Annotated in this window: 12 protein-coding genes; 7 read left to right on the plus strand and 5 right to left on the minus strand. The window is 66.1% G+C overall.

Annotated features, from left to right (window positions below; all coding sequences use genetic code 11):
• Positions 1-103: 103 nt before the first annotated feature.
• Both ACTJI2_RS07270 and ACTJI2_RS07275 read right to left on the minus strand, forming a co-directional pair.
• On the minus strand, positions 104-970 hold the full coding sequence (locus ACTJI2_RS07270; RefSeq protein ID WP_183641527.1) for a crotonase/enoyl-CoA hydratase family protein: 867 nt from the start codon (positions 968-970) through the stop codon (positions 104-106).
• Positions 971-1,202: 232 nt separating this feature from the next.
• Entirely contained in the window at positions 1,203-2,894 is a 1,692-nt protein-coding gene (locus ACTJI2_RS07275; protein ID WP_183641525.1) for a long-chain fatty acid--CoA ligase, read from the minus strand.
• Positions 2,895-3,026: 132 nt separating this feature from the next.
• On the opposite strand from ACTJI2_RS07275, the gene ACTJI2_RS07280 reads away from it, so the two are divergent.
• Positions 3,027-3,479: a nuclear transport factor 2 family protein gene (locus ACTJI2_RS07280; protein ID WP_440841592.1), complete on the plus strand. Its 453-nt coding sequence runs from the start codon at positions 3,027-3,029 to the stop codon at positions 3,477-3,479.
• Positions 3,480-3,489: 10 nt separating this feature from the next.
• On the opposite strand, the gene ACTJI2_RS07285 is transcribed toward ACTJI2_RS07280, so the two are convergent.
• The 3 genes from ACTJI2_RS07285 to ACTJI2_RS07295 all read right to left on the minus strand — a co-directional run bounded on the left by ACTJI2_RS07285 (position 3,490) and on the right by ACTJI2_RS07295 (position 8,499).
• A complete protein-coding gene (locus ACTJI2_RS07285; RefSeq protein ID WP_440841593.1) occupies positions 3,490-3,930 on the minus strand; it encodes a hypothetical protein in 441 nt (146 codons plus the stop codon).
• A 696-nt stretch (positions 3,931-4,626) separates the two neighbouring features.
• Complete coding sequence (gene acnA, locus ACTJI2_RS07290; protein ID WP_192197799.1) at positions 4,627-7,386, minus strand: aconitate hydratase AcnA; 2,760 nt, start codon at positions 7,384-7,386, stop codon at positions 4,627-4,629.
• Between the two features lie 213 nt (positions 7,387-7,599).
• Positions 7,600-8,499 carry a LysR family transcriptional regulator gene (locus ACTJI2_RS07295; protein WP_183641518.1) on the minus strand — a complete coding sequence of 300 codons (900 nt, stop codon included), beginning with the start codon at positions 8,497-8,499 and terminating at the stop codon, positions 7,600-7,602.
• 91 nt (positions 8,500-8,590) lie between these two features.
• On the opposite strand from ACTJI2_RS07295, the gene ACTJI2_RS07300 reads away from it, so the two are divergent.
• From ACTJI2_RS07300 to ACTJI2_RS07325, 6 genes are all read left to right on the plus strand, one after another.
• Entirely contained in the window at positions 8,591-9,706 is a 1,116-nt protein-coding gene (locus ACTJI2_RS07300; RefSeq protein WP_183641515.1) for a 4-oxalomesaconate tautomerase, read from the plus strand.
• A 53-nt stretch (positions 9,707-9,759) separates the two neighbouring features.
• Positions 9,760-10,809: an ABC transporter substrate-binding protein gene (locus tag ACTJI2_RS07305; protein WP_225562228.1), complete on the plus strand. Its 1,050-nt coding sequence runs from the start codon at positions 9,760-9,762 to the stop codon at positions 10,807-10,809.
• Positions 10,810-10,834: 25 nt separating this feature from the next.
• On the plus strand, positions 10,835-11,683 hold the full coding sequence (locus ACTJI2_RS07310) for an ABC transporter ATP-binding protein (RefSeq protein WP_203321704.1): 849 nt from the start codon (positions 10,835-10,837) through the stop codon (positions 11,681-11,683).
• Positions 11,667-12,440, plus strand: a complete 774-nt coding sequence (locus ACTJI2_RS07315; protein WP_440841594.1) for an ABC transporter permease — start codon at positions 11,667-11,669, stop codon at positions 12,438-12,440. Before ACTJI2_RS07310 ends, ACTJI2_RS07315 begins: the two co-directional genes overlap by 17 nt.
• Before the next feature lie 99 nt (positions 12,441-12,539).
• A complete protein-coding gene (locus ACTJI2_RS07320; protein ID WP_440841595.1) occupies positions 12,540-13,982 on the plus strand; it encodes an OprO/OprP family phosphate-selective porin in 1,443 nt (480 codons plus the stop codon).
• A 113-nt stretch (positions 13,983-14,095) separates the two neighbouring features.
• Positions 14,096-14,341 (plus strand): AbrB/MazE/SpoVT family DNA-binding domain-containing protein, encoded by a 246-nt coding sequence (locus tag ACTJI2_RS07325; RefSeq protein WP_183641508.1) that lies wholly within the window; start codon positions 14,096-14,098, stop codon positions 14,339-14,341.
• The last annotated feature ends 6 nt before the right edge of the window (positions 14,342-14,347 follow it).

Here is a 14,347-nt window from a genome sequence, read left to right on the forward strand (position 1 = left end):
GCGGAAAGGGGATGGCTCAGGCGGGCGGCCACGGCCGTCCCGCCATCCGGGGAAGCGTCGCGCCGTCCCCGCCCCCTGTAGTTGGCTGCGATTCGATCGTCGATCAGGCGGCCTGCATGGCACGCTTTTCCTGCGCGCGCACGATGCGCTCCATCATCCGCAGTGACTTGTCGCCCAGCGCCAGCGCGGTATCGACCCACACTTCGGTGATGTTCATCAGTTCGTCGTAGCTGACCCGCTGGGCCAGGCCGCGCACCGTGTTCATCGCCAGGTGGGAGTAGGGCGCACGCTGCTGCTGGCGGATCAGATCCTGCACGGCGGCTTCGCCCTGGCCCTTCGGCACCAGGATGTCGACGATGCCCATCTTGTGGAACTCCTCGCTGGAATACATGTTGCCTTCCAGGATGATGCGTTCGGCCAGTTGCGGCGAGACGCGCTTGCACAGGAACGAATAGGCGCCCATGCCCGGGAACAGTCCGAACAGGACTTCCGGCAGGCCCATTTCGACGCCTTCCTCGGCGACGATGGTGTGGCAGGCCAGCGCCATCTCAAGGCCACCGCCCAGCGCGTCGCCCTGCAGCAGCGCGATCGTGCGCACGTCGCCGCCCAGTCCGGTGTGCAGGGTGTACACGCCATCGATGCAACGGCGGGCGTACGACAGCAGGTGTTCGCGGTCGTTGCTGCGGATCAGCTTGGCGAACAGATCCAGGTCGCCGCCGAGGTTGAACGCCGGCGCGGACGAGGCCAGCACGAAATGGCGCAGGCGACCGGACTGGCGCTCGCTCTCGCGCAGGGTGATCGAAGAGGTGAAGCTCCACATTTCATCCAGCAGCTCGCTGCGGAAGCACGGCCGGGAACCCTTGCCAGCGTCGTTGTGCATGTACATCCAATGGCTGTTGCCATCGGGCGCGGACTCCACGCGGATGGTGGAGAAATTGCGGGTGCGCTGCAGTTTTTCGACGTTGTTCATGACGACTCCTGGTGGCCTGTGGCCGATGGTGTGGGGATTGGTATTGGGGACGTGCTGGGCACGGCGCGATGCTACACCTGAACGGATAGTGAAAAGACGACGCACACTGACTGACCGGTCGGGGACAGCATTTATCCCTTCCCATCGTTCATAAATGTGATGAAAATCTCAAATTTAACCCTAAAGTTTTGACGGACAAAAAGAAAGGCCGGCTTGCGCCGGCCTTCCGATTTCAGTGGGTGGCCCCGGTCTGGGGCGGCTCCCGGAGCTCCTTGCGGAGGATTTTCCCGACGTTGGTCTTCGGGAGTTCGGTCCGGAATTCGATGTAGCGGGGCTGCTTGTACCCGGTCAAGTTGTCCCGGCAGTACGCCTTGATCTTCTCCTCGGTCAGGGCAGGGTCCTTCTTGACCACGAACACCTTGACCGCCTCGCCCGAGCGTTCGTCCGGCACGCCGATGGCGGCCACTTCCAGCACGCCTTCCAGGCCGGCGATGACGTCCTCCACCTCGTTGGGGTACACGTTGAAGCCGGACACCAGGATCATGTCCTTCTTGCGATCGACGATATAGAAGAAGCCCTCGGCATCCATCTTGGCCATGTCGCCGGTATGCAGCCAGCCCTCGGCGTCGATGACCTTGGCGGTCTCCTCCGGACGCTGCCAGTAGCCGCGCATCACCTGCGGCCCCTTGATGCACAGTTCGCCGACCTCGCCGAGCGCGACCAGGTTGCCGTCGTCGTCCTTGAGGCAGGCGTCGGTGGAGGGGATGGGCAGGCCGATGGCGCCGTTGTAGTCCTTCAGATCCATCGGGTTGATGCAGGCTGCCGGTGCGGTTTCGGTCAGGCCATAGGCTTCCACCAGGGTGATCCCGGTGACCTTCTTCCAGCGATCGGCCACGGCGCGCTGCACCGCCATGCCGCCGCCGAGGGTCAGGTGCAGGCGCGAGAAATCGACCTGGTCGAAGCCGGGCGTGTTCAACAGGCCGTTGAACAGCGTGTTGACGCCGGTGATCGCGGTGAACTGGATCTTGCTGATCTCCTTGACGAAGTTCGGCATGTCGCGCGGGTTGGTGATCAGGTGGTTGGCCGCGCCGAATTTCATGAACACCAGGCAGTTCGCGGTGAGCGCGAAGATGTGGTACAGCGGCAGCGCGGTGACGATCAGCTCGCCGTCGGCCTTGACGTCGCGGCCGATCCAGGCCGAAGCCTGCTGCATGTTGGCGACCATGTTGCGATGGGTCAGCATCGCGCCCTTGGCCACGCCGGTGGTGCCGCCGGTGTATTGCAGGAAGGCGATGTCTTCCGGTGCGATGTCGATATCGGGCAGGGCATGCAGGCGGCCCAGGGTCAGCGTGTCCTTGAAGCGGACCGTGCCGGCGATGTCGTAATCGGGCACCATCTTCTTGACGTACTTGAGCACGAAGTTGATCAGCGGTCCCTTCGGGAAGCCGAGCAGATCGCCCAGGCCGGTGGTGATTACCTGCTTGAGCGAGGCCAGTCCGGGAATGGCTTCCTGCACGGTCTTGCCGAAATTGTCCACGACCAGCAGCACGCTGGCGCCGGAATCGGACAACTGGTGGCGCAGTTCGCGCGGGGTGTACATCGGATTGACGTTGACCACCGTCAGACCGGCACGCAGCACGCCGAAAATGGCGACCGGGTACTGCAGGCAGTTGGGCATCATGATCGCGACCCGATCACCCTTCTTCAGTTTCAGCTCGCCGAGCAGGTACGCGGCGAACTGCTTGCTGAGGGTGTCGATCTCGCCATAGGTCAGGCTCTTGCCGAAGTTCGAGAACGCCGGACGGTTGCGGTAGCGGTCGATGGCCGTCTCCAGCACCGAGACGATGGAGCGGTATTCATCCAGATCAATCTCGTGCGGAACGCCTTCCGGATAGCTCTTGAACCACGGACGGTCTTGACTCATCTTCTACTCCCTCCCCAGGGCCATGCTTCGGGTATGTTTGCAGTGTCGGCGCCTGCGCGCCGCGTGGGGTCCACGACAGGGAGCATACCGTTCCGGATGGAAAAGGCGAAGGGTGCGAAGGGCGTAATCCCGATGCTGCGGCGGCACGCTGCGTTGCCCGGATGGATCGGCGCGATGCTGGCGGTGATGCTGGTACTGGCCGGATGCAGCCGGAGCTCGCCGGAACAGCAACTGCGTGATCAGTTCGCGGCCTTGCAGCAGGCGGTCGAAGAGCGCCAGCCGGCCGAGGCGATGGACGGGGTCGCCGAAGATTTCTCCGGCCCGGCGGGCATGGATCGTGCTGCGTTGCACAACCTGCTGCGCGCGCAATTGCTGGCCCGAGACAGTATCGGGGTGACCACGGGGCCGCTGGAGGTCAGCCTGCAGGGCGACACCGCGACGATTCGTTTCGACGCACTGCTGACCGGTTCCGGCCGTGGGCGTTGGCTCCCCGATAGCGCCCAATCGTATCGGGTCACCACCGGTTGGCGCCGGGATGGCGACGACTGGCGGCTTTACTACGCGGAGTGGCAGGCGGGCCCGTGAACCTGCCGGGTCAGCGGCAGCGCAGGTAGGGGGAACCGGCCACCAGCGCACGATTGCGCGGCGACAGCGGCGGGCCACCGGCGTATCCCTCGTCGTGCGGCGTCAAGCTCAGCACCCCCGGCTTTTCGTCCGCGTTGAAGGTCATGAGCACCGGATAGACGCCCTCGCGGCCGAACGGAAAGAACCACTGGCTGCTGCCTTCGTAGAAGTTGCCGCCGTAGCTGGCCGCGTACTCCAGTCGCGCCACCCGTTCGCTGCGTCCTTCGAGCTCGAAGACCATACCGCTGGCATCGACGGCGATCCGCGGTTGCCGTTGGCAATCGCCGCCCGGCGCGTAACGGCCATGCAGGTTCGGGAAATCCTTCATGCCGGTGATCTCGACAGCGTGCACGGCCGGGATGCAGGCGAGCGCCAGCGGCAGGAACCAGCCGGCCAACGATGGGGTACGCATGATGTTTCCCGGCGGACCGGCGAATCCGGTCCTGTCAACGGATGCCACGCCGAAGCCGCCCGGAACCGGCAACCGCCGGGCGGAACTTCCGTAAGTTGATCCTCACGCAGTATTGGCGGTCACCCGTCTTGCGGGAAAAGATCCTGTCGCTGCAGGAGCGACGTCAGTCGCGACCGGGATGCCCATCCACCCGTACCCGTCGCGACTCACGTCGCTCCTACAGGGAAGACAGCGGCGTCCGCCCCAGTCACGCTTGCTTGAAACCAGAAACCGCTGTGCGGATGTGTCGGGACACGATTAGAAACCCAGGCAGATCTGGCTGCATCCCACCTTGTAGGAGCGACGTAAGTCGCGATAGCCGGCACGCAAAGCATCGCGACTCACGTCGCTCCCACAGAGTAGAGACACCACCGCCGTAGGAGCGACGTAAGTCGCGACCGTAACCTGCCAACCTTTACCCGTCGCGACTCACGTCGCTCCTACAGGGAAGATGGGGCGCCCGACGCTGGCAGGAGCATCGGGCGCCGTTTCGTTCAAGCCGCCTTGCGCGCCGCCAGCTGGCGGAGCACGTAGTGCAGCAGGCCACCGTGGCGGGCGAAACCGGCGCGTTTGCGAGCCACGGCTCGCGCGCCGGGAGAGCGCCCCGCGTGCTTCGCGGGGCGGGGCTTCCGTTGTTTCAGCGTCTGATCACGCCGCTCACGCCGCCTTGCGCGCCGCCAGCTGGCGGAGCACGTAGTGCAGCAGGCCACCATGGCGGAAGTATTCGACTTCCTTCGGCGTCAGCAGCAGCACCTTGACCTGGAAACGGATCTCCTGTCCGTCGGCGCGGCGCGCGGTGACGGTGGCGACCTTCGACGCGCCGTCCTGCAAGCCGGCGATATCGAACACCTCCGAACCGTCCAGTCCCAGGGTCTGCGCGTTCTGCCCGTCGATGAACTGCAGCGGCAGCACGCCCATGCCGACCAGGTTGGAGCGGTGGATGCGCTCGAAACTCTCGGCGAACACCGCCTTCACGCCCAGCAGGTTGGTGCCCTTGGCCGCCCAATCGCGCGAGGAGCCGGTGCCGTACTCCTTGCCGGCCAGCACCACCAGCGGTACGCCATCGGCCTTGTACTTCATCGCCGCGTCGTAGATCGACAGCTTTTCCGGCGTCCCGCCACCCGGCGGGTGGTACAGGGTGTTGCCGCCTTCCTCGCCGCCGAACATCAGGTTCTTGATGCGGATGTTGGCGAAGGTGCCGCGCACCATCACGTCGTCGTTGCCGCGGCGGCTGCCGTAGCTGTTGAAATCCACCGGCTGCACGCCGCGCGAGATCAGGAAGCGGCCCGCCGGCGAATCCTTCTTGATGTTGCCGGCCGGCGAGATGTGGTCGGTGGTGATCGAGTCGCCGAACAGGCCGAGCACGCGCGCGCCATGCACGTCGTCGATGCCGCCGGTCGCCATCGTCATGCCTTCGAAGTACGGCGGATTCTTGATGTAGGTCGAATCCGAATCCCAGGCGTACAGATCGCCATCGGGCGAAGCGATGGTGTTCCAGCGGGTATCGCCCTTGAACACGTCGGCGTAGTTCTTGGCGAACATCTCCGGCCCAATGGTGCGGGCAATGAAATCGCCGATCTCGCCGTTGCTGGGCCAGATGTCCTTCAGGTAGACCGGCTGGCCATCGCTGCCGGTGCCCAGCGGCTGGGTGGTCAGGTCGATGTCGGTGGTGCCGGCGATGGCGTAGGCGACCACCAGCGGCGGCGAGGCCAGGTAGTTCATCTTCACTTCCGGATGCACGCGGCCTTCGAAGTTGCGGTTGCCCGACAGCACCGACGTCACCACCAGGTCGCCGGTGGCGATGCCCGCGCTGACTTCCACCGGCAACGGGCCGGAGTTGCCGATGCAGGTGGTGCAGCCGTAGCCGACCACGTAGAAGCCCAGCTTCTCCAGGTCATCCAGCACACCGGCCTTTTCCAGGTAGTCGGTGACCACGCGCGAGCCCGGTCCCAACGAGGTCTTGACCCACGGCTTGCGGTTCAGACCCTTGGCCGCGGCGTTGCGGGCCAGCAGGCCGGCGCCGATCATCACCGCCGGATTGGACGTGTTGGTGCAGGACGTGATCGCGGCGATCACGACGGCGCCGTCCTTCAGCCGGACCTTCTGGCCTTCGGTCTCGATGTCGGCGTAACCGCGGCTCAGCGCCTCGTTGCCCACCGCCGAGCCGCCGCCCTCGGCGACGAAATCGGAGATCGCCTCGCTGCGCTTGTCGCGCGCCTCGGCGAACGGCTGCAGGTTGTCGCGGAAGTTCTGCTTCACGTCTTCCAGCAGCACGCGATCCTGCGGACGCTTGGGACCGGCCAGCGACGGCTTCACGTCGCCCATGTCCAGGTGCAGGGTCGCGCTGTACTGCGCATGCGGGCTGTCGGCGTCGTGCCACAGGCCCTGCGCCTTCGCATAGGCCTCGACCAGCGCGATCTGCGCCTCGCTGCGGCCGGACAGGCGCAGGTAGTTCAGCGACTCGGCGTCGATCGGGAAGATGCCGCAGGTGGCGCCGTACTCGGGCGCCATGTTGCCGATGGTGGCGCGGTCGGCCAGCGGCAGGTGCTGCAGGCCGTCGCCGTAGAACTCGACGAACTTGCCGACCACGCCCAGCTTGCGCAGCATCTGGGTGACGGTCAGCACCAGGTCGGTGGCGGTGGCGCCTTCGGGCAGCTTGCCGGTCAGCTTGAAGCCGACCACCTGCGGGATCAGCATCGAGGAGGGCTGGCCGAGCATGGCCGCCTCGGCCTCGATGCCGCCGACGCCCCAGCCCAGCACGCCGATGCCGTTGATCATCGTGGTGTGCGAGTCGGTGCCGAACACGGTGTCCGGATAGGCGAGGGTCTCGCCGTCCTTCTGCGCGGTCATCACCACCCGGGCGAGGTTCTCCAGGTTCACCTGGTGGACGATGCCGGTGTTGGGTGGCACCACCTTGAAGTTGTCGAACGCCTTCTGGCCCCAGCGCAGGAAGCTGTAGCGTTCCTTGTTGCGATCGAATTCGATCTTGCCGTTCAGATCCAGCGCGTCGGGCTTGCCGAACACGTCCACCTGCACCGAGTGGTCGATGACCAGTTCGGAGGGGATCAGCGGGTTGATCTGGTCGGGATTGCCGCCCAGCTTCACCACCGCGTCACGCATCGCGGCCAGATCGACCACGCAGGGCACGCCGGTGAAGTCCTGCAGGACCACGCGCGCCGGCATGAACGCGATTTCGGTGTCCGGCTCGCGGGTGGCATCCCATTTCGCGACCGCCTCGATGTGCTCGGGAGTCACGCTGACCCCGTCCTCGCAGCGCAGCAGGTTCTCCAGCAGGATCTTCATGGAGTAGGGCAGGCGGGCGATGTCGAAGCGCCGGCCCAGCGTGGGAAGGCTGAAGTAGGTATAGGACTGGCCGTTGACGTCGAGACGGCTGCGGGTGGAGAAAGAGTCGCTCATGCGGGGTGCTCCTTTGCGAATGCTGGCGATGGCAACGGCCATGGACCGAATGCTTGCGGGACGCAGGCGCCGGCGTGGGGAACCGCGGGCGGCACATGGCATTGTCCCCCAAATGGTGTTGCAGATGGAATCAGGCAAGGGCCGGCGGTGGATCGCAGTGTTGCCGGAAAGGGCTTGCCACGAGATCCGGGGCCGGAACGGGGCCCCGGATGTTCATCCTCCCTTCCAGAGGCGCTTGAGGGTATGCAGGAACTCCTCGGCCACCGGTGACAGCTGCGCGCCGCGGCGACGCACCACGCCGATCGTCCGCGAAACCACCGGATTGGCGAGCGGGCGCGTCACCAGGGTGGCATGTTCGCCGCGCGGCGTGGCCATCTTCGGCAATACCGAGATGCCGACGCCGGCTTCGACCAGCCCGAGCGAGGTGGACAGGTGGGTGACCTCGTAGAACCAGTTCAGCCGCAGGTTCTCGCGCGCCAGCGCGCCATCGAGCAGGGTGCGGTTGCCGCTGGTGCGGTGCACGGTGATGAGCCGGTGCGGCGCCAGGTCGCTCCAGCTCACCTTGCGCTTGCGGGCGAGCGGATGATCGCGCCGGCAGGCCAGCACGAACGGATCCTCCACCAGTGTGTCGAAAATCAGATCCGGATCCGAAGCCCCCATGAAGTTGATGCCGAACTCGACTTCACCGCGTTCCACCGATTGCAGACCCTCGGTGGCGGGAAGATCCAGGATGCGGAAGCGCACCTGCGGATGGTCCTGCTGGAAGCGCGCGATCACGCTGGGCAGGAAGTAGAACGCCGCGGTCGGCAGGCAGGCGATGGTGACCTGCCCGCCACGATGCTGGTCGCTGCCACGCAATGAAAACAGCGAGCCGTCGAACTCTTCGATGAGTCGCCTCACCAGCGGCAGCAGGTCCTGCCCGAGCGCTGTCGGCACGACATGGCGGGTGGTCCGCTCCAGCAAGGGGGCGCCGACGTTCTGTTCGAGCTTCTGGATGCGCCGGCTGAGCGCGGGCTGGGAAAGATGCAGGGTTTCCGCGGCGCGATGGAAGCTGCGGGTTTCGCTCACCAACAGGAATGCACGCAGGTCGAGGATTTCGCAATTGATGCTCATGGCCTATCAATAATCGAAAAATTTGCAATTCTCAAATCGGCCATGCCCATGCCAGTATCGAATCATGTTCTTGAATTAATGTGATTTTTGCATGGATCCGGCCGTCGATTCGAATGACCTGCTCAGCCTGCCTTGCGTGCTCATGCGCGGCGGCACCTCGAAGGGGCCGTTCTTCCTCGCATCGGATCTGCCCACGGAACCGGCGCTGCGCGACCGCATCCTGCTGGCGGTGATGGGGGCCGGGCATCCACTGCAGATTGACGGCATCGGCGGCGGCAACGCGCTCTCCAGCAAGGTCGCCATCGTCGATCGCGCCAGTCGCCGGGATGCCGACGTCGATTACCTGTTCGCCCAGGTGGTGAATGACCGCCAGATCGTGGATACCAGTCCCAATTGCGGAAACATGCTCGCGGCGGTCGCGCCGTTCGCGATTGAAGCCGGTCTTGTGGCCGCCCGCCATCCCCAGACCCAGGTGTGCATCCACAACGTCAACACCGGCAAGCTGATCCGCGCCACCGTGCAGACCCCGCAGGGCAGGGTGTCCTATCGCGGCGACACCCGCATCGCCGGTGTGCCGGGGCAGGCCGCGCCGATCACGTTGTCGTTCCTGGACGCGGCGGGAACCCGCACCGGCGCGCTGTTGCCCACCGGCACGCCACGCGAACGGATCGACGGCGTGGATGTCAGTTGCGTGGACTGCGCGATTCCGATGGTGCTGATGCAGGCCTCGGACCTTGGCCTGTCGGGCGATGAATCGCCGGCGCGGTTGAATGCCGACGCAGCGCTGTTGCGCCGCCTGGAAGCCATCCGGATCGAGGCGGGTCGGCGGATGGGCATCGCCGACGCCGGCGAACGGGTGATTCCCAAGCCGGTGCTGCTGTCGCGTTCGGACTCCGGCGCCGCGCTGCGGGTGCGCTATTTCATGCCGCATCAATGCCACAGCGCATTGGCCATCACCGGTGGTGTCGGCATCGCGACCGCTACCGTGACCGACGGTACCGTCGCGCATGCGCTGGCGGGACGGAGGGAAACCGTCGGCCCGCTGCTGCTGGAACATCCGGGCGGATGCCTGGAAGTGACGCTGGAGCGCGACGCTCCGGACGCGCCCGTCGTGGCCAGCGTCGTGCGTACGGCGCGACGCCTGTTCGAGGGCCGCGTGTTCGCCAACGAGTCGCGCCGGGACGCGCGGCGCAGCCAGGCGGCCTGAGCCGGCCCGCGACGCGGCCACATTCCGATTCACCAACGCTCCGGGAGGGGAACATGTACAAGACAATGCTGGGTATCGGCGCGACGGCGCTGTTGCTGTTGGGTGGTTGCGGTGGCGCATCCGCGCCGGGAGGCGGGGCGGAAGGCGGCAGGCCGGCGCAGGGTGAGCAGGAAGTGCGCATCAGCGTCGGTTCCTACAACCTCAACAACCTGCCGTTCTTCATCGCCGACGCCCAGGGCTACTTCAAGGACGAGGGCCTGAAGGTGCGCACCGAGAACTTCGCCCAGGGCGGCTCCAAGGTGCTGCAGGCGCTAGTGGCCGGTTCCACCGACGTGGCGGTGGGTTTCTACGATCACACCATCCAGATGCAGGCCAAGGGCAAGTCGGTCACCGCCTTCGTGCTGCTGTCGCGCAATTCCGGACTGGTGCTGGCCGGTGGCAACGACAGCCGCTTCGATCCGGCCAGGCCGGACACCATCCGTGGCGCGCGCGTGGGCATCACCGCGCCGGGGTCGTCCTCGGATTTCTTCGTCCGCTATTACCTGGAACGGCACGGCATCCCGGTGTCGGAAGTGTCGCTGATCGGCGTGGGTTCCGGCGCGGCGGCGGTGGCCGCGCTGCAGCAGGGCAAGGTCGACCTGCTGGTCAATTACGACCCGGCGGCGACCCTGATCCAGGAGCGCGGCATCGGCCGGATCCTCATCGACGCGCGCAGCGATGCGGGCGCGCGCGAGGTCTACGGCGGCCTCTATCCGACTTCGGTGCTGTACGCGCAGCAATCCTTCATCGATGCGAATCCCGAGGCCATCGGGAAGATCGTCCGCGCCGAACAGCGGGCCCTGAAGTTCATCGCCGAAAGCAGCGCCGACGCCATCGTCGCCGCGCTTCCCGACAGCTACGTCTCCGGCGATCGCGCCACCTATGCCAAGGCGGTGGAAGCGGCCCGCAGCATCTTCTCCGTCGACGGCCGCTTCACGGAAGCCGACATGGCCACGCCACTGGCCGTACTCAGCGAATTCAATCCCGATGTCGCCGCGGCCAAGGTCGATCTGGCGCGTACGTATACCAACCGATTCGTCGAGCAGGACTCGGCGAAACACTGACGATCTTGTCTGGGAGGGCAATGTCATGACAGCAATTGCACCGGCGCGTCCGCACCAGGACGCGCCAGCGGCGGCCATCGCGGTCGCCGAACCACCCCGCACGATGGTCGCGATCGAACGGATGACGATGGCGTTCGGCGACTTCGTCGCCGTGCGCGATGTCGACATCCGGGTCGGCGACGGCGAATTCCTGGCCATCGTCGGCCCCACGGGCTGCGGCAAGAGCACCATCCTCAATGCGGTGGCGGGCTTGCTGGCGCCGGCATCCGGTGGCGTGGCCATCGACGGGCGCGCGGTGGCCGGCGTGCAGGACAGCGTGGGCTACCTGTTCCAGCAGGATGCGCTGCTGCCGTGGAAGACCGCGCTGGAAAACGTTGAACTGGGCCTGCGTTTCCGCGGCGTGCCCGCGGTCGAACGGGGCCGGCGCGCGCGCGATTGGCTGGCCAAGGTCGGACTGTCCGGTTTCGAAAACCGTTACCCGCACCAACTTTCGGGCGGACAGCGCAAGCGCGTGCAGATGGCGCAGGCGCTGATCGTGAAGCCCAAGGTGATCCTGATGGACGAGCCGTTCTCGGCGCTGGACATCCATACCCGCCACCTCATGCAGAACGAACTGCTGCGCCTGTGGCAGGAGGATCGGCGCTCGGTGATCCTGATTACCCATGATCTGGAAGAAGCCATTGCCCTGGGCGATCGGGTGGTGGTGCTGGCGTCGGGGCCCGGCAGCCGGGTGGTGGAGAGTTTCCATGTGCCGCTGGAACGGCCGCGCAACGTGGCCGAGATCAAGCTGGATCCGCGCTTCACCGATCTGTATCGCGACATCTGGGCCTGCCTGCGGGGCGAAGTGGAGAAAAGCTATGCGTACGGGGACTGAGCGGCTGATCCAGGCCGCCCTGGTGGTGGTGGTGTTCGGGGGCTGGCAGGCCGGCGTGGCCACACGGGTCATCGACCCGTTCTTCTTCCCGGCGCCCTGGGACATCGTTGGACAGATGTACGAATGGTTGAGCGACACCGGCTTCTACAAGCACGTGTCGGTGACCCTGACCGAGACCGCGCTGGGCTATGTCATCGGCACCGTGCTGGGCGTGGTCGGCGGCGTCTGGCTGGGATTGAACCGAACCGCGGCGCGGATCCTCGATCCCTTCATCAAGAGCTTCAACGCGATTCCGCGCGTGGTGCTGGCGCCGATCTTCGTGCTGTGGCTGGGCCTGGGCCTGTGGTCGAAGGTGGCGCTGGCGGTGACGCTGGTGTTCTTCATCACCTTCTTCAATGCGATGCAGGGCGTGCGCGAGGTCAATCCCACCGTGCTGGCGAACGCGCGCATCCTCGGGGCCAGCCGGCGTGATCTGTTGCACCATGTGTACTTTCCGGCCGCCGCGAGCTGGATCCTGTCCTCGCTGCGCACTTCCGTGGGTTTCGCGGTGGTGGGCGCGATCATCGGCGAGTATCTCGGTGCCTCGGCCGGACTGGGTTATCTGATCGCGCAGGCCGAGGGCAACTTCCACGCGGTCGGCGTGTTCGCCGGCATCGTGATCCTGGCGATGTTCGTCCTGGTGATCGATCGCATCCTCGATGTCGCCGAGAACCGGCTCATCACCTGGCGTCCCGACGCGCAGAGCGCGAACCGCTGACGTTTCCCGGCCCGTGCCGGTCCCGGCGCGGGTCTCTCATTCCCACCGTTGCCGGCGGCAGCCATGCCGAGGGTGGCGGCTTGCCTGGAGAAACCGACCATGACGAACCTTGTGGGCAATACCCGCCGGCTGGCGGCCGCGATCACGTTGACCCTGAGTGGAGCGCCATTGCTGGCGTGCGCGCAGGAAGCAGCCCGGCACCCGGGTTCCGCCGATGCATCGACCGCCGGACTGGTCCGCTTGATCGAGCAGCAATCGCAGCGCATCGCGACGCTGGAAGCGCGACTGGCCGCGCTTGAAGACGCGACGGGCGAGGGTACGCCAGCCGTACCCGCACAGGATGACGGTTCCGTGGAGACGCGGTTGGCCAAGCTCGAAACCGATCAGGCGAAGCTGCCGAAAGTGAGCTGGTCCAAGGGCGCTCCCGAATTCGCGAGCGCGGATGGCAAGGCGCGGTTTCGCCCGCGTGGCCGGTTCTTCGTCGATGCCTCCTCCACCGGCGGCTCCGATCACGCAGGGCAGAATCTGTCCGGTGCCGAAATCCGCTCCGCGCGTCTGGGCGTCGAAGGTCGCCATGGCTCGCTGGGCTACGTGGTGGAAGGGGAGTTCGCCGGCAACACGGTGGCGTGGAAGTCGGCGTATGCGGCCTTCGACCATCGCCTGTTCGGGCATGACGCCGAGTTTTCCGTCGGCCATCGCTTGAACGAGCGCGGCCTGGATGGCAGCAGCAGTACGGCCAACACCCCGTTCCAGAGCCGCAATCTGGTCGGTGCGGTGATCATGCCGCAGCGCGGTTCGTTCGGATTGGGAGTGATGCAGAAGATCCACGGCGCGAACTGGCATGCCGCGCTGCAAGTCAGCGGCAACAGCCTGGATAACCCGGGCGACGGCAACGACGGACTGACCTACGCGCTGCGGGCGCACTGGAACCCGGTGCGCACGGACGCCGCCACCCTCCACCTGGGCGGCTGGGCCTTCCACGAGGAGATCCGCGGCACCGCGCGGGTGTTGCGCAGCGCGGCGATCGCCGGCCCCTTCAACGATCAGGTGCGGATCGGCAGCGGGCGCGTGCAGGGGGCCGAGCGCGGCGACGGCCATGGACTGGAACTGGCTGGCTTTTCCGGGCCGTTCTGGGCCTATGCCGAATGGGGCCGGCGCAGCTTGAAGGGACGCGAGGCCAGTGGCGACTACCACCGGCATCACGACGCCCACGCGTTGTCGATGGGCTGGTTCCTGCGGGGCGCCGGTCCGGCGTACTCGGCCAAGGCGGGCACCTGGGGGCGGGTGAAGGTCGCCGATCCGGTTACCGCCGGAGGCGGGGGTGCCTGGGAGCTGAAGGCCCGCTACGAGGCGGCCGACTACCGGGATCTGCCCGGCGGCGGGCAGGGCAGTGGCTGGACCGTCGGCACCAACTGGTATCTGAACGACTGGAGCCGGGTGATGCTGGACGCGGTGCGCTGGCGCAGCGACAACCGTTCCGGTGTCTGGCCGGGCCTGGATCGGGGCTATACGGTCAATCTGAGGTTCCAACTGGCGTTCTGAGCTCGCGGCGAGGGCCTTGTGACGGACTTCACAGCCCGTTTCCGTTGCCTGGGTCAGCTTGGGTATGCATCCGGAAGTATGTATAATTCGTGCATACTTTCCCGGAGCCGCCCATGGAAGCGACCGTCGCCGAACGTGGCCAGATCACCCTGCCCAAGGCCGTGCGTGACGCCCTGGGCCTGACCAAGGGCAGCGTGCTCAAGGTAGAACTGGAGGGCAGCCGGATCATCCTGCGCAAGAGCGTGGACGATGCCATCTCGCGCGCCCGCGGCCGGTTCAAGCTGGACGGTTTCGACAGCACCGACGCGGCCATGCGCGCCCTGCGCGGCCACTCGCCCGGCGAGACGCCGGAACAGTGAGGCCGA

The sequence above is a fragment of the Pseudoxanthomonas sp. 22568 genome, assembly GCF_052044485.1.
Classification (GTDB): Bacteria; Pseudomonadota; Gammaproteobacteria; order Xanthomonadales; family Xanthomonadaceae; genus Pseudoxanthomonas_A; species Pseudoxanthomonas_A beigongshangi.